This window comes from Psychrilyobacter atlanticus DSM 19335 (genome assembly GCF_000426625.1).
Classification (GTDB): domain Bacteria; phylum Fusobacteriota; class Fusobacteriia; order Fusobacteriales; family Fusobacteriaceae; genus Psychrilyobacter; species Psychrilyobacter atlanticus.
Genome location: NZ_KE384548.1, coordinates 383,539 through 408,853, shown reverse-complemented (window position 1 = coordinate 408,853; position 25,315 = coordinate 383,539). Strand labels below are relative to the sequence as shown.

Here is a 25,315-nt window from a genome sequence, read left to right as displayed (position 1 = left end):
GAAATGTTAAAGAAAATATTATTAGGTGCATCATTACTACTCTTTGTAGCATGTGGAGAGGGAAAAACTAAATCAGAGGTAATTAAATTACAGGGTTCAGATACAATATTAAATACCTCTCAGGCCATTGCAGAAGAATTCATGAAAGAAAATAAAGGAGCAAGGATTGCAGTTACAGGGGGAGGATCTGGAACTGGTATAGCAGCAAAATTAAACGGGACAGTTCATATCGCAATGGCTTCTAGATCTATAAAAGAAAAGGAACTGCAAAAAGCTAAAGAAAGTAGTATCAACATAGAGGAGATTGTACTTGGATTTGATGGAATTACTGTTATTGTAAACCACGATAATAAAGTTGCAGACTTAGATAAAGAATCATTAGGAAAAGTTTTCTCAGGGGAAATCACTAACTGGAATGAATTAGGAGGAGAAGACGCTGAGATTGTCGTTTTATCTAGAGACTCTTCTTCAGGAACACACTCTTACTTCAAAGAAGCAATTGTCAGAAACGGTAAAAAAGAAAGTACTAAAGAGTATGGAACTAAAACACTATACATGCCTTCGAATCAAGCGATACTTCAAGAAGTAAAATCTAATAAATATGCCATAGGATATATCGGTATGGGATATATGGAAGATTCTGTTAACGAAGTAGCTGTCGACGGAATAGAACCCTCTTTCCAAAATGTAGCAGATAAGAGTTATCCTATTGCAAGAGAGATCTACTGGTATGTTGATGGAGACAGAAAAGGTGACGAAGCTAAATTAGTAGAATTTGCCCTTTCACCAAAGGGACAAGAAATTGTAAAATCAGAAGGATTTGTACCAGCTAAATAATTTAAATAAATAGATACATAATTCAATAATCCCTGTCTAAATACAGGGATTATTGTAAAAAGTTCTATTATTTAAAATTTATAACTGAAAATAAATGTCGGTTATAAATTTAAGATAATAATTATAAATAAGGAGACAGAATAATGAATATAAGAAAAACTAAAGATTTACTTATGAAGAATAGTATCTTCGGGATAGCAGGATTTAACATAATAATTGTATTTTTAATATTCTTCTTTGTTTTTACAAACAGTATGAAGTTTTTTACCAGCTTCCCTATAGGAAACTTCTTCTTAGGAAAGGAATGGATCTCTCTTTCTGATAAATATGGATTACTTCCTTTATTTATGGGAAGTTTCTGGGTGACCTTAGTGGCATTAGGTATTTCTGTACCCCTGAGTATTATTACAGCCATATATATAGCTGAATATGCTTCTTCAAAAACGAGAGAAAGACTTAAGGTTCTTATAGAAACCATGGCAGCTCTACCTTCAGTTGTACTGGGTTATATAGGACTCTATGTTCTTTCTAACCCTATCAAAGAATTCTTTGGGTTAAATACAGGGCTCACTGCACTTACAGGGGGTATATTATTAGCCTTTATGTCGATACCTACTATGGTAAGTATATCGGATGATTCCATCAGAGCTCTTGATAATTCTTACAAAGAAGCATCTTTAGCCTTAGGGGCAAATAAGTTAGAAACCATCATTAAGATTATTTTACCGGCAGCTTTTCCAGGAATATTTGCTGGGATTATGTTGGGATTTGGAAGAATCATCGGTGAAACAATGACGGTACTTATGGTAACAGGTAACGCACCTATCTTAGATTCTGGCATCCTTTCACCAGTAAGAACACTTACAGCTACTATTGCTGCTGAGATGGGAGAAGTAGTTCAGGGCAGTACTCATTATTACTCACTTTTCGCAGTAGCCCTTATATTATTTGCTATCAGTTTTGCCACTAATACAATAGCCGATCACTTTATACATAAATCTAGAAAAACAATGGGAAAATAAAAATATTAAAAGGAGATAAATAATGAGCATACTAAAGGGAAAAGGAGAAAAAATAATAGAAAGTTTCATAAAGACTATAGGATTACTTTCTATACTTCCAGTAGTTCTTATCTTAGGATATATAATCTTTACAGGAGTTCCTGCTATTTCATGGAATTTTTTAAGCCAGGCTCCAAAAGATGGGATGAGGGCAGGAGGAATTTTACCAGCAATCATTGGAAGTCTGTACCTTACATTGGGAACTATAGTTGTATCTGTACCATTTGGAATACTTACAGGTGTTTACCTTGTAGAATATTCTAAAGACAATTGGATAAGAAGAACTATCAACCTTACAATAGTTAATTTAGCTGGGATACCGAGTATCATATATGGACTTTTTGGTATGGCCTTCTTCGTAATATATATGAAGATGGGAGCTTCTATCTTAGCCGGTTCTCTCACATTGGGAATAATGTGTCTACCAGTAATCATTACAGCTACTAGAGAATCCCTATTGGCGGTACCTAACCACTTAAGAGAAGCTTCCCTAGCATTAGGTGCTACCAAGTGGGAAACCATATGGAAAGTTATTCTTCCTGCAGGGTCACCTGGGATACTTACAGGTGTTATCTTGAGTATATCTAGAGCCGCAGGAGAAACCGCTCCTATAATGTTTACTGTAGCAGCATTCTATCTACCATTTTTACCTGAAAGTATCTGGGATCAGGCTATGACACTGCCATATCACCTGTATGTAATATCTACCCAAGTTCCTAATATGCCAAAGGCTAATATGGATGGAACATTATTTGTCCTGGTGTCAATAACAGTTGGATTCAATGTATTAGGAGCATATGTAAGAACAAAATTTAAACAGAGGTAGATTTCATATATTTAATATAGCTTTAATTTTAGGAGGAAAAAAATGAACAATAATGAACTTAGGCTGGAAGTAAAAAACTTTAATTTTTATTACGGTAAATTTCAAGCTTTAAAAGATGTTAATATGGATTTTTATAAAAATAAAGTCACAGCCCTTATCGGCCCTTCTGGGTGTGGGAAATCTACATTTTTAAGATCGGTAAATAGGATGAACGACCTCATAGATATATCAAAATATGAGGGAGAAATTAAATTAGATGGGGATGATATTTTCAGCAAAAAATATGATATTGTTGAACTCAGAAAAAAAATTGGAATGGTTTTTCAAAAACCAAACCCATTTCCAAAAACTATATATGAAAATATTGTCTATGGTCCAAAACTTCATGGGGAAAAAAACAAAATAATCTTAGATCAAACTGTAGAAGAGAGTTTAAAGGCAGTGGCTCTATGGGATGAAGTAAAAGACAAACTCCATCAATCTGCTCTCGGCCTTTCAGGGGGACAACAGCAGAGACTTTGTATAGCCAGGGCCATTGCAGTAAAGCCAGAGATTCTTCTCATGGATGAACCCACATCTGCACTAGACCCTATCTCTACAGCTAAGATAGAAGAGCTCATAAGAAAGCTTCAAAAGGATTACACTATAATCATAGTGACTCATAATATGCAGCAAGCAGCCAGAATCTCTGAATATACCGGGTTCTTCTATCAGGGTATAGTGGAGGAGTTCAATAAAACTGCAAAGATCTTTACCAATCCTGACAACAAAAAAACAGAGGATTATATCACAGGTAAATTTGGATAGAACAATATGAAAAATAGGAGTGAAACTTCTAAAAAATAAGGAGGAGAAAATGAAAAATCTTCACGAAAGAATTGATGAACTAACAAAAGAATTTATTGAGATGTTTAAAAATGTAGACAGACTTTTTAAAATCAATATGGAGATGCTTGAAAAAAGAGTCTTTATACAATCACTCTACGGCGAGGCAAAGGTAGTTGAAGATAGGATAAATTCCTGCGAAGTAAAAATAAAGGAAGACTCTATCCAAGCTATAGCCAGATTCCAGCCAGCAGCAAGAGATTTGAGAGCCCTCTTAACCTTCATAGATTGTGTTAAGATGTTAGAGAGGATGGGAGATCTTTTAAAAAACAATCTCAAACTTATGAGAAAGCTCCATAAACACGGTAATGGTGCAAAGGAACACCTCTATATAATTGAGGAGATGGCAAAAAAAGTTAACGACATATTTGAAACCTATATGAAAGCTTTTATAGAAAAAGATGAAAAAAAAATATATATTCTTTTGGCTTCTGACGAAGAGATAGATGAGATGAGAGTAGAAGTTGTAAACGAGATAATCGATTTTATGAAGGAAAGTCCTGAAAATATTGTAGGCGGATCCATCATTCTCCTTTTAAGCAAAAAATTTGAACGGCTGTCAGATAAAATTATGCAGCTTGGGAAGGGACTTATCTACACTATGAGTGGTGAGAATTTAAGAAAATTAGAACTCGAAAAACAATAAAATCTCTTTTAGAAATTAAAAAAACCTGATTTAAAATCAGGTTTTTTCTTTATATCTTCCAAATTTCTTCTGCATATTTTCTTATGGTATTATCACTAGAAAAATGACCAGATTTTGCAATGTTTTTAACTACCATTGAATTCCATCTGTCGCGATCACGGTAAATACCATCTATCTTTTTATGAGTCTCTAAGTAGGAGTTAAAATCTTTTAAAACAAAATATCTATCTTCATCTACTAAGTGGCTGTATATACTTGAAAAATCTCCTCCAAAGGTCCCATCTCGGAGCATCTCTACAATTTTATTTATTTTAGGATTTTCTTTTAAAAATTTTATTGGATTATAAGATTGTTTTTTCTCTATTTCTTTTAATTCCTTATAATTTAATCCAAAAATAAATATATTTTCTCCTCCTACAGCTTCTTTTATTTCAACATTTGCTCCATCTAAAGTCCCAATAGTTAAGGCTCCATTCATCATAAATTTCATATTTGATGTCCCGCTAGCTTCCATCCCAACAGTGGATATTTGTTCACTTAGGTCACTTCCAGGGATTATTATCTGAGCTTTACTCACACTATAGTTTGGAATAAATATTACTTTTATAAATTTATTGATTCTATCGTCATTATTTATTAACTTTCCTACAGAATTAATTAATTTTATAATTCTTTTAGCTAAATAATAACCCGGTGCTGCTTTTGCTGAAAAGATAAATGTTTTTGGATGCATTGTAAAATCTTTATTTTCAAGTATTTCTCTGTATAAATATATTATATGCAAAATATTCAAAAGCTGCCTTTTATACCCATGGAGCCTCTTTACGTGGGTATCAAAGATAGAATTAATATCAACCTCTATCCCTGTTTCTTGCCATATAAGTTCAGCTAATTTTTTTTTATTTTCTAGTTTTATTCCCTCTATCTTCTCACAAAAATTTTTATCTTCTGAAAATTCAGTTAATTTTTCCAAAAGATTAGGGTCATCTTTCCAACTAGATCCAATCATCTCATCTATCAATGTTGTCAGTGCTTTATTTGACTTTAAAAGCCACCTCCTATGAGTTATTCCGTTAGTCTTATTATTAAACCTCTCCGGATATAATTCATAAAAGTTTTTCAGTACTTTTTTTGTTAAGACCTCTGTATGTAACTTTGAGACTCCATTTATAGAGTGACTTCCTACAATAGCTAAATGTGCCATATTTATTAGTCTATCTTTAATAATCGCAACTTCCATAACCCTGTCCCAATCATCGTATTTTTGATAAACTTCATCACAAAACCTTCTGTTAATCTCTTCAATTATCATATATACTCTAGGTATTAATTGTTGAACTTTATCTATCTCCCATTTTTCCATAGCTTCAGTTAAAATAGTGTGATTGGTATAGGACATCACTTCTTTTGTGATTTCCCAAGCTTCATCCCAATATACTTTTTTTTCGTCTATTAAAATCCTCATAAACTCTGCAACACAAAGAGCAGGATGGGTATCATTTATTTGTATGCTGAAGGTATTAGGAAATTCATTCGGTGTAATTCCTTTCTTAGAATTATAGTCCACTATACTCTGGAGTCCGGCACTGACAAAGAAATATTCCTGTTTTAATCGAAGTAATCTACCGCTTTCAGTGGTATCATCTGGATATAACAGTTTTGAAATAGCCTCGGCGTTTCTTTTCTTTTCATCTAACTCTGAAAAAGTACCATAACTAAAGGAATTAAAATCAAAATCATTACCTTCTATTTGAGCTTTCCATAATCTCAGATTATTTACAACCTTATTCTTATAACCTACAATAGGTACATCATAGGGAACCGCTAGGATTGTTTCATACCCCGTATGAACAGGAGTTAAACATCCCCCTAACTCTTTTAAAGTTATGTCTCCATAAAATTTTATCCTTTTAGACTGATGACTTTTTTTAGTCTCCCAAACGAATCCATTTTTTAACCAATTATCAGGCCCTTCTATCTGCTCTCCATTTACTATTTTTTGTTCAAATAAGCCATAATCATACCTTATACCACATCCATGTCCTGGTATTCCTATAGATGCCATAGAATCTAAAAAACAAGCCGCTAGTCTTCCTAATCCACCATTTCCAAGACCTGGTTCAGCGTCATATTTATCAAATCCCTTGAAATCTAACCCCAATTCATCCATAACTTCCATACATAGTTCTTCTAAACCTAAATTAATTATATTAGTACATGTCATCTTTCCCAATAAAAATTCTAAAGAAAAATAATATACCTGTTTTTCCTTTCCAATCCTATAATTTTCATTTTTTTCCAACCAATTTTCTGAAAGATACCCCTTTATAACTGTGGCAAATATCTTATACTGATCTTCCTTAGATGTATCCACAAATTCCTTTGTGAACATTATCATAGCCACTTTTTTTAAATCAGATAGGATCTTTTCTTTTGTAATATTCATAATATCTCTCCTATCTTTCCTCTATTTTTTATTTATCAGAGCTTTGTATATCTTCTTATATTCTTTAGCTGCATTTGCCCAGCTGCTCTTTCTTTCCATGGCATTTTTAACCAATTTATCCCATTTTTCTTTCTTTTCATAGACACTTAAAGCATACTTTAAGGTTTCCAACAATTCATGAGCATTATAATTTTTAAATCCAAAGCCTGTTCCTGTCTCTTCAAACTCGTTATATGGAATAACAGTATCCTTTAATCCCCCTGTTTCCCTTACAATAGGGATAGTTCCATACCTCATAGAAATCAATTGAGATAATCCACACGGTTCAAATAATGACGGCATCAAGAATATGTCCGATCCAGCATATATTTTTTTAGCTAGTGCACTGTCAAAAGTAATATTTGCTGATAATTTAGATGGATATATATGTGCATAATATCTAAATAGATCTTCAAATTGAATATCTCCAGTTCCTAATACAACCAGCTGTACATCTAGAACTAATAATTCTTCTAATATATGTGCTATAAGATCTAAACCTTTTTGCCCTGTAAGCCGTGTTACAATCCCTATAACTGGTATACTCTCACTCTCTAGGAGTCCTAATTCTTTCTGTAAAGCCAGTTTATTCTTTATTTTTTTTACTCTTGTAGAGATCCCATATTTAGTGCAAAGCTCCTTATCTTTTCTAGGGTTAAAGGTCTCATAATCTATACCATTTACTATTCCTGTAACTTTATAATCTAACTTTTGAAAAAGACCGTGAAGACCCTCTCCAAAAAAAGGATATTTTATCTCATTGGCATACGTATCACTCACTGTAGTTATATAGTCAGAAAAAGTGATTCCCCCTTTCATATAGGAAATTGCGTCGTTAAACTTTAATCTTTCCTCATCAAAATAATAATCACTCAAACCTAGGATATCGTGAAGTGTATTTTTGCTATACACACCCTGGAATTTAAGATTATGTATAGTATATACCACCTTTATATCTTTATATTTGTCTCCATAAAAAGCCCTTAAAAACACAGGAATTAAAGCTGACTGCCAATCATTGCAATGGATTATATCAGGTATAAAGTCCATATGTTCAATAGAATCTATTACTGCTCTAGCAAAATACGCAAATCGTTCTCCGTCATCAAAATACCCATAGGCATCTGGACGATTAAAATAACCTTCATTATCTATAAAATAAAATGGAATATTATCATATTTCATATTATAAAGACCTACATATTTTTCCCTCCAAGATACATTAGTTGTAAACTTAGATACCAATCTCATTCCACTACGATATCTATCATGGATACTTGTGTATTTAGGCATAATCACCCTGATATCTGTGGTTTTAACAAGGGCTTTAGGAAGGGAGTATGCTACATCCCCTAACCCTCCGCTCTTGGCAAAGGGGTGTGCCTCACTACTTACAAATAATATTTTCATAATGTTCTCCTTTTTTCTTAAAATGCTGACTCCTCAGAGCCAGCAAAAATTTATGTTATCCGTCTAAGAGTGATTTTTTTTCTATTATCAATGGAAAATCTTCCGATCCAATCACTTTTTGATATCTGCTAATTGTTACGTTCTTATCTATGATCACATTTCTTATCTCCACGCCCTCTTCAATTATACAAGATTGTAAGATTATACTATTTTCTATGGTCGCTCCCTTTTTTATAACTACCCTTCTACCTATGATACTATTTTTTACCGATCCCTTCACAATACACCCGTTAGCTATAAGTGAATTAGATACCTTAGAATTTGGTTTGTATATAGCTGGAGGAGTGTCATTAATTTTTGTAGATATCCCTCCATTGCTTAGGAGGAGTTCCTCTCTTATCTCTTTTTTTAATATATCTTTATTTGCTTTAAAATAATTTTTTGTAGAATCAATAAATTTACCATATCCAGTGAATTCATACAAATTAGTAGAAATTTTATGGACACTATTTTCAATAAACTTGTTTAAATCTCCTACAAGTCCATTTTGTACCCCGCTCATTAGAAGGTCTATTAAAAGATCTTTTCTTATAATTTTTATCTCTAACGATATATTTGTTTCTTCTCGTGAATCTACAACTACTCCAAAGTTTTCTATTTCTTTATCTTCATTTAGTATTACACTTGTACAACCTCTATAACCCTTTAGGTTCTTATCTACTTTTTTATAGACTATTGTGAGATCTCTACCTGATTTTTCATGAGAGTCTATGATAGACCGCAGATCAATATTAGCTACTAAATGAGATGAGCATAGTACAACATTATTTTCCTTACTCTTATGTAAATACTCTAAATTAGATCTAAAGTTTTTTACATTTGATTTACCAATTTCAGCATCAATGGTAGGATGCATCAAAAATATCCCTCCATTTTTTCTATTTAGGTCCCAAAACTGACCTCCCCTTATATGATCTCTTAATGATCTTACGTAATTATGTGGAACCACTATTCCTACATTCGAAATCCCAGTTCTAGTTAAGTTAGTCAATGAAAAATCTATTATTCTATATCTTCCTGCAAATGGAATAGATGCAATAGGTCTATATTTTGTAAGACCCATAATATCATTAGTATCTTGAGCTGCCAGTATTAATCCCATATATGATTTTGCCATAATTCCCCTCCAAATTTATTTTATAGTTTTATTTTGCGGTATCACCTTTATTGTAGTATCTCCTGCATGAGTTCCAGACAGAACATTTGTATTTTCTCCTACTATAACTCTATCTAAGATTACTCCTTTTCCTATTTTTACATTTGGAAATAGCACTGAATTTTCAACTACAGCTCCCTCCTCAATAATTACCCCAGGAAACAGTACTGTATTCTTTATTGAACCATTCACTTCACATCCGTCAACTACCATCGAATTTTCGACGTTAGCACTTTCACCAAAATAGGCAGCGCCTTTTGGCTCTCCCGATGTATAAATCTTCCAATTATTTGTATGTAAATTCAAATCATTGTTTTCATCCAATAGATCCATATTAGCTTCCCATAAACTATTGATTGTTCCGACATCTTTCCAGTAACCTTTAAATGGGTGAGTGACCATTTTTAGCCCATCATCTAACATCTTAGGCAGTATATTCATACCAAAATCATTTTCCGATTCTTTATTCTTTTCATCTTCAATCAAATATTTTTTTAATTCTGACCATTTAAAGATATAGATCCCCATAGAAGCTAGATTACTCTTTGGTTTTTCTGGTTTTTCTTCAAATTCATATATTGTGTTATCATCTCTGACATTCATTATTCCAAATCTTTTAGCTTCTTCTAAGGTTACTGTTAAAGCAGCAATTGTCACATCTGCTCCTTGTTTTTTATGCTCCCTTAACATCTTATTATAATCCATCTTATAGATGTGATCTCCAGATAAGATAAGTACATGATCTGGATCATATCTATCTATATACTGGATATTTTGATAGATGGCATTAGCTGTTCCTTTATACCATGCTCCACCTTCTTGAGTTGTATATGGCGGAAGTATTGCTGTTCCCCCATGCATACTATTCAGGTCCCAAGCTGAGCCTGTTCCTATATGTGTATTTAATAAAAATGGTCTATACTGGGTAAGTATTCCCACAGTATCGATTCCTGAGTTTGTGCAATTACTCAATGGAAAATCTATAATTTTATATTTACCCCCAAAATCAACTGCTGGTTTGGCTACATCTGAAGTTAAAGGAACCAATCGACTCCCTTGTCCTCCTGCTAATAGCATAGCTATCATCTCTTTTTTTCTCATTTAAACTCCCTCCTATGAATGTTTAACTTTTAGACATCTTATCACAATTACCTTACATTTAATTAAGTAAATTGATTACTTTTTAAGCGTTATATTATAAAAAAATGTTCGTTTTAAGTTTTAAGACTAAAAGTTTTCTAAATACTGTATTTTAAAATTTTGGTTTTAAATATATTACTGAAAGGGGAGCTATATCTATCTCTATATGGCAAAGTTCTTTACCTACGCCACCCCATCTAGGTTTTAACACTTTTGAATTTACTCTCCCTTGTCCCCCATACTCATTGGTATCACTGTTCAATACTTCTTCATAATCAACAAACCTAGGTACTCCCATCTTATGTTTAGAATAATGGACAGGGGTGAAATTATATATTGCTATTATAAATTCATCCTTATCCTCACTCTTTCTCATAAAGGAAACTATCCCACAATTACTATTATTCGCCTCTAACCAGTGAAATCCTTCATATGAATGATCAATTTCCCAAAAAGATTTCTCTTTCCTATAAAAAAAGTTTAAGTTTTTAACAAATTCTTGCATCTCTCTGTGTTTTTGAAGTTCCAATAACTGCCATTCTATAGATTCATAAAACCTCCATTCTAAGAACTGACCGATCTCACCACCCATAAAAAGAAGTTTTTTTCCTGGGTGTGCCATCATATACCCTAGGAGCAATCTCAAACTTGCAAATTTATCCACATAGTAACCTGGAAATTTTTCTATAAGAGATTTTTTCCCGTGAACTACTTCATCATGGGAAAAAGGCAGAACATAATTTTCTGAAAATGCATAAACTATTGAAAACGTGATTAGGTTATGATGGAACTTTCTATTGATAGGATCAAGCTCCATGTATTTTAAAATATCATTCATCCAACCCATATTCCATTTATAGTTAAACCCTAGTCCATTTTCTTCCTTCCCTTTTGTTATATTTGGCCGAGACGTAGATTCTTCAGCGATCATAAGTGCATTTGGAAACTCTTTAAATATAGCTCCATTCAACCTTTGCATAAAATCAACTGCCCATAAATTTTGATTCCCCCCATCTTTATTTTTTAACTCCGGACTGGGTTCCTTGCAAAAATCTAAATACAACATATTAGATACCGCATCTACCCTGAGGCCATCTATATGATATTCCTTCATCCAGAATATAGCATTTGATATTAAGAAACTATGAATCTCTCGTTTGGACAGATCAAAGTTACAGGTTCCCCACTGTTCATTTTCTCCTAATATTGGATTGCTATACTCATATGTTGGGGTACCGTCAAATCTATACAATCCATGGGCATCTTTACAAAAATGTCCTGGCACCCAATCTAAAATAACTCCTATTTTGTATCTATGTAATTCATCTATCAAATATTTAAAATCTTCTGGTACCCCATGCCTACTGGTTACTGAAAAATATCCCGTCCCCTGGTATCCCCAAGAATCATCCAGTGGATACTCAGCTATAGGCATTAATTCTACATGGGTATATCCCATTTCAGAAACATATTTAGGTAGTTCCTCTGCCAACTCTCTATAGGTTTGAAAATTTTCCCTCCCTTGAGGTTTTTTCCATGATCCCAAATGAACTTCGTAGATATTCATTGGATTTTTATACGGTTGATAGGATTTTTTATCCTCTTGCCATCCTTGGTCATTCCAAGAATAATTTTCTAAATCCCATACTATTGAAGCTGTATTTGGTCTTAATTCTGAATACAGTGCATATGGATCTGATTTTACAAGTTTTTCAGCCTTCCATGTTTCAACAACATATTTATATTTATCACCTTTTTTTATCCCATCAATTTGAAGAAACCAAAAATCATTAATTTTTTTCATCCTGTGACTATTATGATCCCAATTATTAAAATCTCCTACCACTGAAAGACTTTTGGCATTGGGAGCCCAAACTCTAAAAGATACTCCACATTCATTTATATGTGCACCTAATAGATAATATGACTCAAAATGGTTTCCTTCGTGAAAAATATGAACATCAAATTCACTTTTATTTTTTTCTTCCTCATATTTCATAGCTAACCCCTTTATTTGTTAAGTTTGTTGTACATTAGGAGTATACCCCAACTCAATCATCTTTACAAAAAAAAATTGCTTCTTTCCTAAAAATTTGTTATAATGCTCTAAATAGTTGGTACACATAAAAATTTGGAGGTAAGCAAATGGTTTTAAAAAAAATTGATAAATTAGACATTTTCATATTTAGCTTCACTTCAAAGATGGGCTTAGTATCTAAAAAACTAAAAATAGTTTCTTATAGGGGATAGTGACTTCAGGTCACTGTCCCCCTTTTTTAAAATTTATATAAAACTTATATATCCCCATAATATGGTTGGGAGTTTCTAGGGTTTACCACAAATTAACCACTATAAGTGAATTTATGCCGCTATCGTCCGAGGCTTGTTTTTCACTTACTTAAAACATGTCTTGGTTTTTTTATAAATTAATCACAATGAACATTCAAACAACTTAGGAGGTCCAAATGGAAAAAATTATTAATGAAACTAAAAGTGTACCTGAAATTTATGGAGATTATTGCTTCGACAAAACTACCTTGAGACAACGTGTCCCAAAGAGTGTGTTCAAAGAATTTTTAGAGGTACAAAATGGTAGAAAGGAATTAACTCTTTCCATTGCTGAAGTAATTGCCAATGCCATGAAGGACTGGGCAATAGAAAAAGGAGCAACTCATTTTACTCACTGGTTCCAACCATTAAATGGACTTACTGCAGAAAAACATGATTCTTTCATCTCTCCTATTGGAGACGGACAAATCATAATGGAATTCTCTGGAAAAGAGTTAATTAAAGGAGAATCAGATGCATCTTCATTTCCAAATGGTGGGCTAAGATCTACTTTCGAAGCTCGTGGATATACTGCTTGGGATACTACATCACCAGCTTTTTTAAAGGATGACAATACAGGGATTACACTATATATCCCTACTGCTTTTGTTGCTTATACTGGAGAGGCTTTGGATAAAAAAGTACCTCTGCTTAGATCTATGAATGCCGTTGAAAAACAAGCTCTTAGAATCTTAAAGATCTTAGGAAATAACACTTCTCAACATATCACTACATGTTTAGGAGCAGAACAGGAATATTTCTTAGTTGAAAAAAACTTATTCAACAAAAGATTGGACTTAGCTCATACAGGTAGAACATTATTTGGTGCAAAACCTGCTAAATCACAGGAGCTTAGAAGTCATTATTATGGAACTATTGAAGAGAGAGTAGCTGCCTATATGAGAGAATTGGACTTTGAATTATGGAGATTAGGAATCCCTTCAAAGACAAAACATAACGAGGTAGCTCCTAACCAATTTGAGCTTGCCCCTGTATACAGTACTTCAAATGTAGCTACCGACCAAAATCAACTTGTAATGGATACTATAAACAAAGTAGCTATCAGACATGATCTAGTTGCGTTATTACATGAAAAACCATTTGCAGATGTTAATGGTTCAGGTAAACATAATAACTGGTCTCTGGCTACCGATGATGGAATAAACTTATTTGATCCAGGGAAAAATCCTAAAGAGAATGCACAATTTTTAATCTTTGTAGCTGCTGTTATAAAGGCTGTAGATAAGTATGCACCACTTCTTAGACTATCTACTGCAAGTGCATCTAACGACAACAGATTAGGAGGACATGAAGCTCCACCAGCTATAATCTCTATCTTCTTAGGGGATGAGTTAGAAACTATCTTTAAAAAGACTGATGAAAAATTAGAAACTAAAAGTAAAATGGAAATTGGAGTAGATTCTTTACCTAAGTTATCTATGGATATCACCGATAGAAACAGAACTTCTCCGTTTGCATTTACAGGAAATAAGTTTGAATTTAGAATGCCTGGTTCTAGTCAAAGTACTTCTACACCTAATATCATGATAAATACTATTATGGCAGATGTATTAAAAGAGTTTGCTGATGAGTTAGAAGGAGTAGAAGATAAGACTAAAGGAATTCAAAAATTAATATCTAAAACATACAAAGAGCATAAAAGAATCATCTTCTCTGGAAATGGTTATGGTGAGGAATGGGTAGAAGAAGCTAAGGAAAGGGGACTGCCTAATTTAAAATCTACAACAGATGTAATAGGAACTTATATCACTTCTGAAACAATTGAACTATTTGGAAGACACGGAGTATTATCTGAGGGAGAATTGATCTCTAGATATAATATCTATGCTGAAAATTATTATAATCAAATAGTTACAGAATCAGCTGTAATGATTAAGATGGCTGTCCAAGATATCTATCCAGCATCAAATAGATACGCTTTAGAGCTAGCTGAAATAATTAAAAAATCTTCTAAAATATTAGGAGAGGGGTTCGCAGTAACTCAAAAAGAACTTCTAACTTCTATCTTAAAAAATAATGCCGGTTTATACAATACCGCTAAAAAATTAGAAGAAAAATTAGAGGAGTTAAATAATTTAGAAGATATCACACTAAGTGTTAACTTCACTAAAGATCAATTATTGCCTCTTATGAAAGAGTTAAGGACTCATGGAGATAACTTAGAAGGAATAGTAGAACACAAGATGTGGCCATTCCCGACTTATGAAGAATTATTATTTAAATTATAAATAAAAAAAGAGCGGATTTTTCCGCTCTTTTTTCTATACTAAACTGCTTATCACATTATAAATATTTAAAATTACCAATACTACTATGGCAATATTGAATATCCTATGGATCGTTTCATGGGTCAATTTATGGTTAAAATGAGCACCTATAAAACCTCCTAAAATACCTCCTGGAATCATCACATAGAGCATAGAAAGGTCAAGTCCTCTAAATCTGCTTTCTATAAATATCAAGAGTAACTTTGTAAACTGAGACAACAAAATTATCAATATTGACGTTGTAGCACTTTTTTTTATATCCATATTCATAAGTAAAACCAAGACCATCACATTTATAGGTCCCCCTCCTACACCTAAAAAAGATGCTATAGTTCCAAGGATCATCCCTACTAAAAATAGCCCTAGATAATTTTTCAAATGATATTTTGGAAAATTTTCTTTAAATAAAACCAAGATCAGCAAAAATGCCAGTATAAACCCTTGAATAGCTGTAGCAAAACCTTCATTATTTAAGGCTTTTAGAAAAAGACTGAATAATAAATTACCAATCCCCCCCCCTAATATTGATCCTGCTGCAATTATCAGCATATTTTTTTCAACTTTAAATCCTTTCTTTATTTGTTTTCCCGTAGATACAACAGCCATGGAGAAGACCGTAAAAGAAGAGAGTATCCCAATAGTAGTAAGGTCATAGGTTCCTATAGCATCTAAAACCGGTTTTATAACCACTCCTCCGCCTAATCCAACCAATGACCCAAAAATTGTTGCCAGTAGTCCTATCCCAAAGTATAATATCATCATTTTTTTCCACCTTTGTAAAATTAATATGTATGTCTATGATAGGCTAATCTCTTATTTATGTCAACTAACTCCTCATTTATTATCTTATTAAAGTCTCTAAAAAAGGATTTTTTTACTTAACTTTGTAAAAATTAATATAAACAACCATGAGGTGGTTAAAATGATTTTTAAAAATTTAAAAAATGAGATAAAATTAGATGAACTTTTTAGATTTGATAAGAAAACTAATTCTTATATAATAGATATTTTCGTAGATCACTATGAATCACTTTATAGTACTCTAGATTTTTCGCCTTTTAAGAACAAGGATTTAGATGATGATTTAATTATCTATTTAGAGGATTCCATAGAAGACATTCCCTTTCGCTACAACCTTTTAGTGAATATAAATATGCCTCAAAAGGTCTATGATCAGGTTAAAGAAACCAGAGGAATAAAGGAAATTAAACATTATTTTTTATATCTGCGCAAGAAGAAAAAAAAGGAGATCTATGAGACTTATAGATCAGCTATGGGGAGTTTTATTACAGGGATTTTATTTATTTTTGCTATTTCTATTATTAAAAAAAATCTTTCTGTCACTCATCTGGTATGGGAAATAATCATAGAGGGATTTTATGTAGGAGGATGGGTTTTCCTTTGGGAATTTTTTTCATTGCTTTTCTTAGATCCCAGTAAGGGAAAAAGAAAATTAAAACAATACCAAAGAGTTCTTGATTCTAAAATCAACTATACCTATCACAAGAGGTCATAGTTAAATATAAAAAAAGGAGATAGTTAGACTATCTCCTTTTAAATTTAATTATTTATTTCCTTTTTTATAAGCACCTTCAGAACCAAATACATTTTCGATTTTTTCCATATAGAAATCTCTCATGTAGTTCTTTGCTGGTGTTAAATATTTTCTAGGATCAAATTCACCTGGTTTATTAGTGAATACTTCTCTGATTCCAGCTGTGAATGCTAATCTTCCGTCTGTATCAACGTTGATTTTAGCAACTGCAGATTTAGTAGCTCCTCTTAATTGATCATTAGGGATACCAATTGCATCTTTGATTTCTCCACCAAATTCTTTGATCATGTCACAGAATTTTGCAGGTACTGATGATGAACCATGTAATACGATAGGGAATCCAGGGATTCTTTCTTCGATTTCAGCTAAGATGTCTAATCTTAATTTAGGATCATCTCCTGGTTTGAATTTGTGTGCACCATGTGAAGTTCCGATTGAGATAGCTAGTGAATCTACACCAGATGCCTTTACGAATTCTTCTACTTCATGTGGTTGTGTGAAAATGTGCTCTTCAGCTTCTACTTCATCTTCGATTCCAGCTAAAACACCTAATTCAGCCTCAACAGTTACACCATTTGCATGTGCGTATTCTGCAACTTTTTTAGATTCAGCAATATTTTCTTCGAATGAATGATGAGATGCATCGATCATTACTGATGAGAATCCCCATTCGATACAATCTTTTGCTTGCTCAAAAGATGAACCATGATCTAAATGTAAAGCGATAGGGATGTCTGATCCCATTTCTCTTGCAACGTCAACAGCAGCTTTAGCTAACATAGGTACTACTGGTTTACCCATATAAGTTCTTGCTCCACCTGAACATTGTAATATAACTGGTGACCCTTTTAATGCAGCAGCTTCTACGATTGCTAACATTTGCTCCATGTTGTTAAAGTTAAATGCAGGTACTGCATATCCTTCTTTATTTGCTTTAACGAACATCTCTTTAGTGTTCACTAATCCTAAATCTTTGTAATTATATCTCATAATTACCTCCTCTATTGTATTTGAGTTTTTCTACTCTTTAATAATACCAAATTTAATACATAAAAGCAATCTTTTGAAAGATTATATTTTACCCTCTATTTGCTTTAAAATATGCCTAAAAAACGCCTTGAATTTCATCTTCTTCTTAAATAGAACAAAAACCTCTGGAACTAATTCTATAATCGTATCTATTAATTCGTTATATCTCTGTAATTTTCCAGTAAAAATGTTTTGTGCATTTATTAGCCACGAAATAAGTAATATATCAAAAATCCTCAAAAAATTAATCCCAACCTGAGTAACTCCCCTCCAGGTGATATAAAAATTATAAAATTTAAAAATAACTTCCCCATCTTGAATCATCAACAATTGAAATAATATTGTAGTGAAATAAAGAAGAAAGACATATTTCATCTTCTTTATAGAATTTTTTAAATTTTTGTTAAATAGCAGGTTTGAAAAAATCATCAAACCTGCTACTATTATTAATATATATATATTAGATGTAAGGATGGTAATTAGGAGTATAAAGAATATACTACTTTTTAACAACATCTAACCCGCCCATGTATGGCTTAAGAGCTTCTGGAATTAAGAAACTTCCATCTGCTTGCTGATAATTTTCCATAATAGCTAGTAAAGTTCTTCCTACTGCTAATCCAGATCCATTCAATGTATGAACAAATTCACTCTTTCCACCTTCAGATGGTTTAAATCTAAGTCCCATTCTTCTAGCTTGGAAATTTCCACAGTTAGAACAAGATGAGATCTCTCTATATGTATCTTCAGATGGTAACCATACCTCTAAATCATATGTTTTAGTTGCTGAGAACCCGATATCTCCTGTACAAAGTTGAACTACTCTATATGGTAATCCTAATTTTTGTAATACAGTCTCTGCATTTACTACCATTTTTTCTAATTCTTCATTTGAGTTATTAGGATGAGCTAATTTTACCATCTCAACTTTATTAAATTGATGCTGTCTAATTAATCCTCTAATATCTCTACCATATGATCCTGCTTCCCTTCTAAAACAAGGTGAGAATGCAGTATAGTATTTAGGTAGATCTGCTTCTGTTAAAGTTTCTCCTCTATGGATATTTGTTAAAGTTATCTCTGAAGTTGAGATTAGGTACATATCATCTTCAGTCTTATACATATCGTCACCAAATTTTGGTAATTGACCAGTTCCTTCACATATTTCAGGTTTTACTAAAATTGGTGTAAGATGCTCTGTATATCCATGCTCTGTAGTATGTAAATCTAACATGAAGTTTATTAGTGCTCTTTCTAATCTAGCTCCTGCTCCTCTATATAGAGTGAATCTAGATCCTCCTAATTTTACTCCTCTTTCGAAATCTAATATATCTAATTCCTCTCCTAATTCCCAATGAGGTTTAACATCGAAATCAAATTTTGAAGGTTCTCCCCAAGTTCTAACTAAGATATTATCAGTGTCGTCATTTCCAACTGGTGTAGACTCATGATATACATTTGGAATAGTCATTTGGAAATATTTGATCTCCCCTTCGATTACAGATAATTTTTTATCTATTGCTTTGATACTAGAGCTTACAGATCCCATCTCTTCGATTATGTGAGATGCGTCTTCTCCAGCTCTCTTTAATTTTCCAACTTCTTGTGAAGCATTATTTCTTTTAAACTTTAAAACTTCTACCTCTGATAATAACTCTCTTCTTTCCTCATCTAACTGCTCAAATCTATCTAAATCTATCTTGGCGTTTCTATTTTCTAAAATTCCTTTTAAAAATTCAATGTTATTTCTGATATACTTTAAATCTAACATGTTTACCCCTCCATATTTTATTTTATATTTTATTTTAATTACTTTTTTTATATCCCATTCTTGTAACTTTTAGATCTTTACTATCTATCTCAGCCAATGTAAATAAACCTTTGGGAGAAATATTATATAGTTCTAAAAAAATCTTATTACCAATTCTTTTAAAATCTGCTATTTTTTCTTTTAAGTTTCTTTCTTGGGTTTTTCCTCTTTTTTCTCTTATTTCTATGATTTCTTCCCTATTCAATAGATTCTCTAAACCATCTATATCCGCTGTGCATCCCTCTACTTCATAGATTAAAATATCAAAATCATTGGCTATCCCCGATTTCTTTGGGACATCATAAATCTCATGAAATTTAAACCCTTCAGGTGAGTTGGAATTTAGAAGTTCTACTATCTCCTCATTGGACAATTCGGAGATTATTTCAGCATCCATTAGTTCGTTGTATGCTTCATCTCCTAATGACACTGGATTTCCAAAGGACAACTTTGGTCTTGGAGTAAAACCTTCTGAATGTTTTATAGTGATACCTGTTTTCTTAAAGAGTCTCTCTAAAAATCTTATAGTATCTAAATGAGAGATGTATTTCATATCTCCGATCCTATCAAAGACTATTCTTTTCTTCATGTTCATCTCCTCTTTATCGCTTATTATATCTGACAATTTTAACATAAACCATTAAAAAATTCAATCAAAAGAAATACAGAACCATTTATATAGGTGTTATTTTTATAACCTATGATATGTATTATTATTATTTTAAATTAAAATGACCATCTCAAAATTTATTTTATCTATTTAATTAGATACTGAAACAGTCAAAAAAAATTTAAAGTCCATTGAAAAAACTAACTGTTTTTTCAATGAACTTAATTTGTCTCTATAAAAGTTTAAATATATTACCTTTATAGAAAATTCTAACCTAACATATATCTATCAAGGATTATTTGTTATATCTAATTAAACATTAACAGGCTCTTGATTTTCAGGTGAAAAAGAATCCTTTAATAAATTAACCGACGTGTAAAGGATAACTCCCATAACAACCCAAGTTAAAATATTTATAGGTAATGATTTAACTAAATATGCTGCCACAACAACTCCAACCGACCCAAATATTGTACTCCATAGAGTAACACTTCTATGATAGGCTCCTTCACGGATAAATTTAGCACTGGCTGCCGGCATTAAGTATGCACATGATCCCATCATAATAGGGAAAGCAACTAATGGACTTAGTCCAAGAGCATATACCAATGCCATACAAGGGGCATAAAGTCCTATTCCGAGAGTCATAAGTGCTCCTAATATAAAGTTACCTGCAATTGCTATAATTAATTTAACCCCAGAAAGACCGACTGCATCTCCACCAGATGAAAGTATTCCTAATTTACCAGCTAACATTATTATTACCACAACTATTAAAGCTATCCCCATATAAAGTTGAACCTTTTTCTCGTTCAATTTGGACACATACCCTGCACCTAAAAGAGCTCCTAAAGTTGCAGCTACAAGCATAGATATTAAAGTAACCAGATCCACCTTTACATCTTTGATAAAAATAAGAGCTTCAATAACAATAGGAATAGTCATCGCAGTGTTTAAAGTTCCTGGAATAATCCTGTCATTTACTAACTTAAACTGTTTAAATATAGCGGTCATAGGTGCAAATCCGCCTATTCCAAGGGTGTCAAAAAAACAAATTATAAACCCAATACCACTTAAAGCTACCTTGTTTTCCTTCTCTACCTTATTCTTTCTTTTAACCTCTCTATAATCTTTAAAAAAAACTGCAAGATACCATAATCCCATACAAAATAAAATTCCTAATAACGCCTCAACCATCTTTCCTCCTTCTACAAAAAACAATACATGTGAAAATAATACCATAATAATGGGATTTTTACCAATTTTTTGTTACGGATACAAAACATTAAAACCATTTATAATACATTAAATTCTAATTATAAAAAAGATGCAACATATGATATTACTAATAAAATAATTAAAATAAACTTAAAAAGATCAAAAATTAAACAATTAAATACGAAAATTATTGAAAAATATTGTAAAAATTGTCTATTTTAGTTAAAATATAGTGAAAGTTTTTAATTACCTAGGAGGACATTTAATGAAAATTCTTCATATTATATCTCAAAAACCAAGTGATACTGGAAGTGGAATCTATCTAAAAAATCTAATAAAAGAATTTACTGATTTAAAGTACTCTCAAAGTTTAGTTTGTGGCAGCGAATTTAAAGGGGAACTAAAAGGCATAGATATTTCCTCTACCTATGAAGTTATTTTCAATACATCTGAACTCCCTTTTCCAATTGCAGGTATGAGTGATATCATGCCTTATAAAAGCACTATATACAAAGAGATGGATAGTTCCATGGTAAACCTCTATGAAGATGCTTTTAAAGAGCAAATTTTAAAAGCTGTAAAAGAGTTTAATCCAGACTATATCCTCTGTCATCATTTGTATTTTTTAACTGCCTTAGTCAGGGAATGGGTCAAAGATATTAAAGTAGTTGGATTTTGTCACGGAACTGATCTTAGGCAAATGAACACACACAGCCTAAAAGATAATTTCATCCTGAAAAATATAAAAAATTTAGATAAAATAATAGCTCTTCACGAAGTTCAAAAAAAAGAAATTCAAAAGATTTATAGTGTAGAACCTCACAAGGTTGTTCCCCTTGGAATAGGATTTAATAATAAAGTTTTCCATTCGATGGATACAAAAAAAAATAATGAAATAATCGATATAATTTTTACCGGTAAAATATCTTATGCAAAGGGAATTCGGTACCTAATAGAGGCCTTTTCTTCTATTAAAACAGATAAACAAATAAGACTTAACTTGATCGGTATGGGACATGGGAAGGAATATAAAAACATTCTAACCCAGAGTAAAAAAAGTAAAAATGAGATAAAGTTTTGGGGTATGATTGAACAGACTAAATTAAAAGAGATTTACAATAAGGGACACATATTTATCCTCCCATCCTTATATGAAGGATTACCCTTAGTTTTAGTAGAAGCTCTAGCCTGTGGATTGAGAGTTGTCGCTTCTGATCTTCCCGGTATAAAGCCTTGGTTTGGAGATGTGATCAATGATTCAAATATGATCACATACATAGATATCCCAGAGAGAGTCTCTCAGGATCAGTTAAAAGAACAAAACGAAGAAATCTACATAGAAAACATAAAGAGCGCCCTTTTAAATTCTTTAAGCACTCTTCATGATATAAATCATAATATTTCTTTAGATAGATTCACATGGAAAAATTTAACTTCTCAATTAGATGATATTTTAAAAGATCTTAAATATCAGTAAAAAAATTTTAAACTGGAGGAACAATATGAATTTTGAATGTAAATGCGGAACTAAATACAGAACTAAAACGTCTGAATTTACAGGTGATATAGAGGCTACAATCTACACCGACGGGGTAGTAGAAGGAGCTATGACTCCTAGAATGATAGATGTGTTTATATGCGATACCTGCAAAAAAATCAAATTTGTCAACGAATGTGAGGAAATCAAAGAGAAGGCCGCGATTCTTCTCCTAGAACCCACAGTTGAGGAATACTTAGAAATTTTAAAAGATGAAAATTTTAAAACTCTAAATATTCGAATAAAAACCTGGCAGAGAACCAATGATAAATATAGAGATATCGATTCTTTAGATGATCTCAAAGTAAAGGTAGAACTTTTAAAGGCTACCATTTCGCAAATCCCTTCTATAACACACTTTAACCAATATATTGCTAAGATGGTTCAAAAAAAGGAAACTCTTTCTGAAAATACATCTATATCTATAGTGGAAGAAAAAATTAACGAATTAGTTCAAAAAAGAGAGGAAGTCTTTGGCAGATTAAAGGAAAAAAATCATCTGAATAACATCCTAGCTCAAATTAAAGAGATGGAAGAAGTAGGAGAGGCAGAAGTATTTTATACTATTCCAGAAAAAGAAAACATGAAAATCCTTTTAGATATTTTAGGAGACAGCAGCGCCGAAAAGATTTTAAAGGCAGAACTTCATAGAAATCTAGGAGAATTCGAAATTTCTATAGCTATAGCCAATGAAATAACTGCGAAGCAATATGAAAAAATCAGAGATCTTATAAAAAATTTAAGTGAAAGACATCTAAAAAAACCAGCTAGACTCAATTCTTAACTAAAATATGAAAAGACCAGAAAATAAAATTTTCTGGTCTTTTTACTTATTTAAATGATTTTTTCTATATTTCACCCTTGATTTGTTTAGATATTTTATTTATAAGCTTATATTTTAATCTTCTCAAATCATGAGATAAGTCTACCTTATATTTATGTGGATTTTCCAACCTTTTTCTTTCGCTAGATATTTTTTCTAATTCTGTCAAATAATAATCCCTTGAAATCCTTATATCTTTTAGCTTTGAATATTCTTCAGTTATTTGACCATCTTTTACATATATTTTAGTAAGCTTTTTATGGGTATAATCCCCCCCTGCCAAACTAGCACTTTTAAACTCATAATTTTCATCTCTAAGTTCTAAAGTTTCATTATTCATCAACAGCTTCTTATCATTATCTCCATCAGTTAAAGTTATTAAATCTGCATAAGCTAATCCCTTTTTATCATAGAGCCTGTAAACTTCTTTAAAACCAGGATTTGATATCTTAATAATATCCTCCGATAGCTTTATTACCGATTCTCCGTCAACTTCTACAATTTTATATACCCCTCCAAAACAAGGATTTGACTTACTTACAGCAATAGCATCTCCTACACCATAAGAGTCTACTGCGACATCCTGTTCCTTTAAAGCTCTTATTAAATTTTCATCTAATCCATTGGTCAAAACTATTTGAGCCTTATAAAGTGATGCCTTATCCAATAATTTTCTGCATTTTTTAGACAGGTATGCTAAATCTCCTGAGTCAATCCTTATACCGTAAGTCCCTTCGTAGGAGTCATCTATCCCATTTTCTTTAAAAGAATCAATAGCATTCTGAATTCCGATCTTCAAGGTATTATAGGTATCTATTAAAAGAATAAGAGGGTTATTTCCACTTCTTCTATTTTTTATAAATTTATCAAAAGATTCTTTTTCTGCTTCCCTTCCTACACCAAAAGTCTGAATATATGAGTGTGCCATAGTTCCTACACTAGGGATACCATATTTATATTCTGTAACAATATTTGAATGGGTCGTGCATCCTCCGATATAAGCTGCTTTATTACCCTCTACAGCAGAACTGAATCCATGTGCTCTTCTACTTCCAAAGGATAGCACTGGGGTAGGATAAGCAGCTCTAGTTACACGAGATGCTTTTGTAGCTATTGCCATCTGCATATTCATTATATTTAAAATAGGTGTTTCTAAGATCTTAGCCTGAATTATAGGAGCTTTTATAGTTATGATAGGCTCATTTGGATACGCTATCTCCCCGTCTCGCATCGCATATATATCACCTGTAAATTTTAACTTTACTAAATATTCCAATAATTCTTCCTCATTAATGAGGGGAGAAAAATATTTTCTTTTTTCTTCCTCACTTGTACTATTTAAAACCTCTATTAGTTTAATCACTTCATGAATACCGGAAACTACAGCTAAGCCTCCATCCTCTGTTTTACGAAAGTACATGTCAAAAACAGCTACCTTTTCCTGCATTCCCTCTTTTAAAAAAACATCGCTTTCTGTATATTGATACCTATCGGAGTTTATTACGTTTGCAAATTCACTTAACAGTTGTCTATCCTTCATAGGTTCCCCCTCTTTTGTTTTAAATATTAAAATCCACAATAATTTATTTTTTAATCTATTTAATTTATACT

At 32.2% G+C, this 25,315-nt stretch carries 21 protein-coding genes and 1 riboswitch; of the genes, 9 read left to right on the top strand and 12 right to left on the bottom strand.

Features of this window, described 5'->3' with window-relative positions; translation table 11 throughout:
- Positions 1-3 precede the first annotated feature (3 nt).
- The 5 genes from K337_RS0113725 (at position 4) to K337_RS0113705 (ending at position 4,255) form a co-directional block, all read left to right on the top strand.
- Positions 4-837, top strand: a complete 834-nt coding sequence (locus K337_RS0113725) for a PstS family phosphate ABC transporter substrate-binding protein (RefSeq protein ID WP_028857112.1) — start codon at positions 4-6, stop codon at positions 835-837.
- A gap of 143 nt (positions 838-980) precedes the next feature.
- Entirely contained in the window at positions 981-1,859 is an 879-nt protein-coding gene (pstC, locus tag K337_RS0113720) for a phosphate ABC transporter permease subunit PstC (protein WP_028857111.1), read from the top strand.
- Between the two features lie 22 nt (positions 1,860-1,881).
- Complete coding sequence (gene pstA / locus K337_RS0113715; protein ID WP_028857110.1) at positions 1,882-2,724, top strand: phosphate ABC transporter permease PstA; 843 nt, start codon at positions 1,882-1,884, stop codon at positions 2,722-2,724.
- A gap of 42 nt (positions 2,725-2,766) precedes the next feature.
- Positions 2,767-3,531, top strand: a complete 765-nt coding sequence (gene pstB, locus K337_RS0113710; RefSeq protein ID WP_028857109.1) for a phosphate ABC transporter ATP-binding protein PstB — start codon at positions 2,767-2,769, stop codon at positions 3,529-3,531.
- 49 nt (positions 3,532-3,580) lie between these two features.
- Positions 3,581-4,255 carry a phosphate signaling complex PhoU family protein gene (locus tag K337_RS0113705; protein ID WP_028857108.1) on the top strand — a complete coding sequence of 225 codons (675 nt, stop codon included), beginning with the start codon at positions 3,581-3,583 and terminating at the stop codon, positions 4,253-4,255.
- A gap of 49 nt (positions 4,256-4,304) precedes the next feature.
- On the opposite strand, the gene K337_RS0113700 is transcribed toward K337_RS0113705, so the two are convergent.
- The 5 genes from K337_RS0113700 to glgB form a co-directional block, all read right to left on the bottom strand.
- Positions 4,305-6,701 (bottom strand): glycogen/starch/alpha-glucan phosphorylase, encoded by a 2,397-nt coding sequence (locus K337_RS0113700; protein ID WP_028857107.1) that lies wholly within the window; start codon positions 6,699-6,701, stop codon positions 4,305-4,307.
- Between the two features lie 21 nt (positions 6,702-6,722).
- Complete coding sequence (gene glgA, locus K337_RS0113695; protein WP_028857106.1) at positions 6,723-8,150, bottom strand: glycogen synthase GlgA; 1,428 nt, start codon at positions 8,148-8,150, stop codon at positions 6,723-6,725.
- A 55-nt stretch (positions 8,151-8,205) separates the two neighbouring features.
- Positions 8,206-9,327 carry a glucose-1-phosphate adenylyltransferase subunit GlgD gene (gene glgD, locus K337_RS0113690; protein WP_028857105.1) on the bottom strand — a complete coding sequence of 374 codons (1,122 nt, stop codon included), beginning with the start codon at positions 9,325-9,327 and terminating at the stop codon, positions 8,206-8,208.
- A gap of 15 nt (positions 9,328-9,342) precedes the next feature.
- Positions 9,343-10,467 carry a glucose-1-phosphate adenylyltransferase gene (locus K337_RS0113685; RefSeq protein WP_028857104.1) on the bottom strand — a complete coding sequence of 375 codons (1,125 nt, stop codon included), beginning with the start codon at positions 10,465-10,467 and terminating at the stop codon, positions 9,343-9,345.
- A 151-nt stretch (positions 10,468-10,618) separates the two neighbouring features.
- Positions 10,619-12,505, bottom strand: a complete 1,887-nt coding sequence (gene glgB, locus K337_RS0113680; RefSeq protein ID WP_028857103.1) for a 1,4-alpha-glucan branching protein GlgB — start codon at positions 12,503-12,505, stop codon at positions 10,619-10,621.
- 275 nt (positions 12,506-12,780) lie between these two features.
- A riboswitch (purine riboswitch) is annotated at positions 12,781-12,878 on the top strand.
- A gap of 93 nt (positions 12,879-12,971) precedes the next feature.
- Here glgB and K337_RS0113670 point away from each other — a divergent pair.
- Complete coding sequence (locus K337_RS0113670) at positions 12,972-15,083, top strand: glutamine synthetase III family protein (RefSeq protein ID WP_028857102.1); 2,112 nt, start codon at positions 12,972-12,974, stop codon at positions 15,081-15,083.
- A 33-nt stretch (positions 15,084-15,116) separates the two neighbouring features.
- Here K337_RS0113670 and K337_RS0113665 read toward each other — a convergent pair whose 3' ends face one another.
- Positions 15,117-15,884, bottom strand: coding sequence for a sulfite exporter TauE/SafE family protein (locus tag K337_RS0113665; RefSeq protein ID WP_028857101.1), 768 nt, complete (start codon positions 15,882-15,884; stop codon positions 15,117-15,119).
- 160 nt (positions 15,885-16,044) lie between these two features.
- On the opposite strand from K337_RS0113665, the gene K337_RS19330 reads away from it, so the two are divergent.
- Positions 16,045-16,638 carry a hypothetical protein gene (locus tag K337_RS19330; RefSeq protein WP_028857100.1) on the top strand — a complete coding sequence of 198 codons (594 nt, stop codon included), beginning with the start codon at positions 16,045-16,047 and terminating at the stop codon, positions 16,636-16,638.
- A gap of 48 nt (positions 16,639-16,686) precedes the next feature.
- Here K337_RS19330 and K337_RS0113655 read toward each other — a convergent pair whose 3' ends face one another.
- The 5 genes from K337_RS0113655 to K337_RS0113635 form a co-directional block, all read right to left on the bottom strand.
- Positions 16,687-17,667 carry a class II fructose-bisphosphate aldolase gene (locus K337_RS0113655; RefSeq protein WP_028857099.1) on the bottom strand — a complete coding sequence of 327 codons (981 nt, stop codon included), beginning with the start codon at positions 17,665-17,667 and terminating at the stop codon, positions 16,687-16,689.
- Between the two features lie 81 nt (positions 17,668-17,748).
- Positions 17,749-18,222: an energy-coupling factor transporter transmembrane component T family protein gene (locus tag K337_RS0113650; RefSeq protein WP_028857098.1), complete on the bottom strand. Its 474-nt coding sequence runs from the start codon at positions 18,220-18,222 to the stop codon at positions 17,749-17,751.
- Positions 18,206-19,477 carry a serine--tRNA ligase gene (gene serS / locus K337_RS0113645; RefSeq protein ID WP_028857097.1) on the bottom strand — a complete coding sequence of 424 codons (1,272 nt, stop codon included), beginning with the start codon at positions 19,475-19,477 and terminating at the stop codon, positions 18,206-18,208. Before serS ends, K337_RS0113650 begins: the two co-directional genes overlap by 17 nt.
- Before the next feature lie 34 nt (positions 19,478-19,511).
- Positions 19,512-20,105, bottom strand: a complete 594-nt coding sequence (locus tag K337_RS0113640) for a TIGR03936 family radical SAM-associated protein (RefSeq protein ID WP_028857096.1) — start codon at positions 20,103-20,105, stop codon at positions 19,512-19,514.
- 333 nt (positions 20,106-20,438) lie between these two features.
- On the bottom strand, positions 20,439-21,323 hold the full coding sequence (locus K337_RS0113635) for a sulfite exporter TauE/SafE family protein (protein WP_028857095.1): 885 nt from the start codon (positions 21,321-21,323) through the stop codon (positions 20,439-20,441).
- A 286-nt stretch (positions 21,324-21,609) separates the two neighbouring features.
- Between K337_RS0113635 and K337_RS0113630 the strand changes: the two genes are divergently transcribed.
- On the top strand, positions 21,610-22,821 hold the full coding sequence (locus K337_RS0113630) for a glycosyltransferase family 4 protein (RefSeq protein WP_028857094.1): 1,212 nt from the start codon (positions 21,610-21,612) through the stop codon (positions 22,819-22,821).
- 25 nt (positions 22,822-22,846) lie between these two features.
- On the top strand, positions 22,847-23,665 hold the full coding sequence (locus K337_RS0113625; protein ID WP_028857093.1) for a hypothetical protein: 819 nt from the start codon (positions 22,847-22,849) through the stop codon (positions 23,663-23,665).
- A gap of 64 nt (positions 23,666-23,729) precedes the next feature.
- Here the strand turns inward: K337_RS0113625 and K337_RS0113620 are convergent, their stop codons facing one another.
- Positions 23,730-25,244, bottom strand: coding sequence for a nicotinate phosphoribosyltransferase (locus K337_RS0113620; protein ID WP_028857092.1), 1,515 nt, complete (start codon positions 25,242-25,244; stop codon positions 23,730-23,732).
- Positions 25,245-25,315 lie beyond the last annotated feature (71 nt).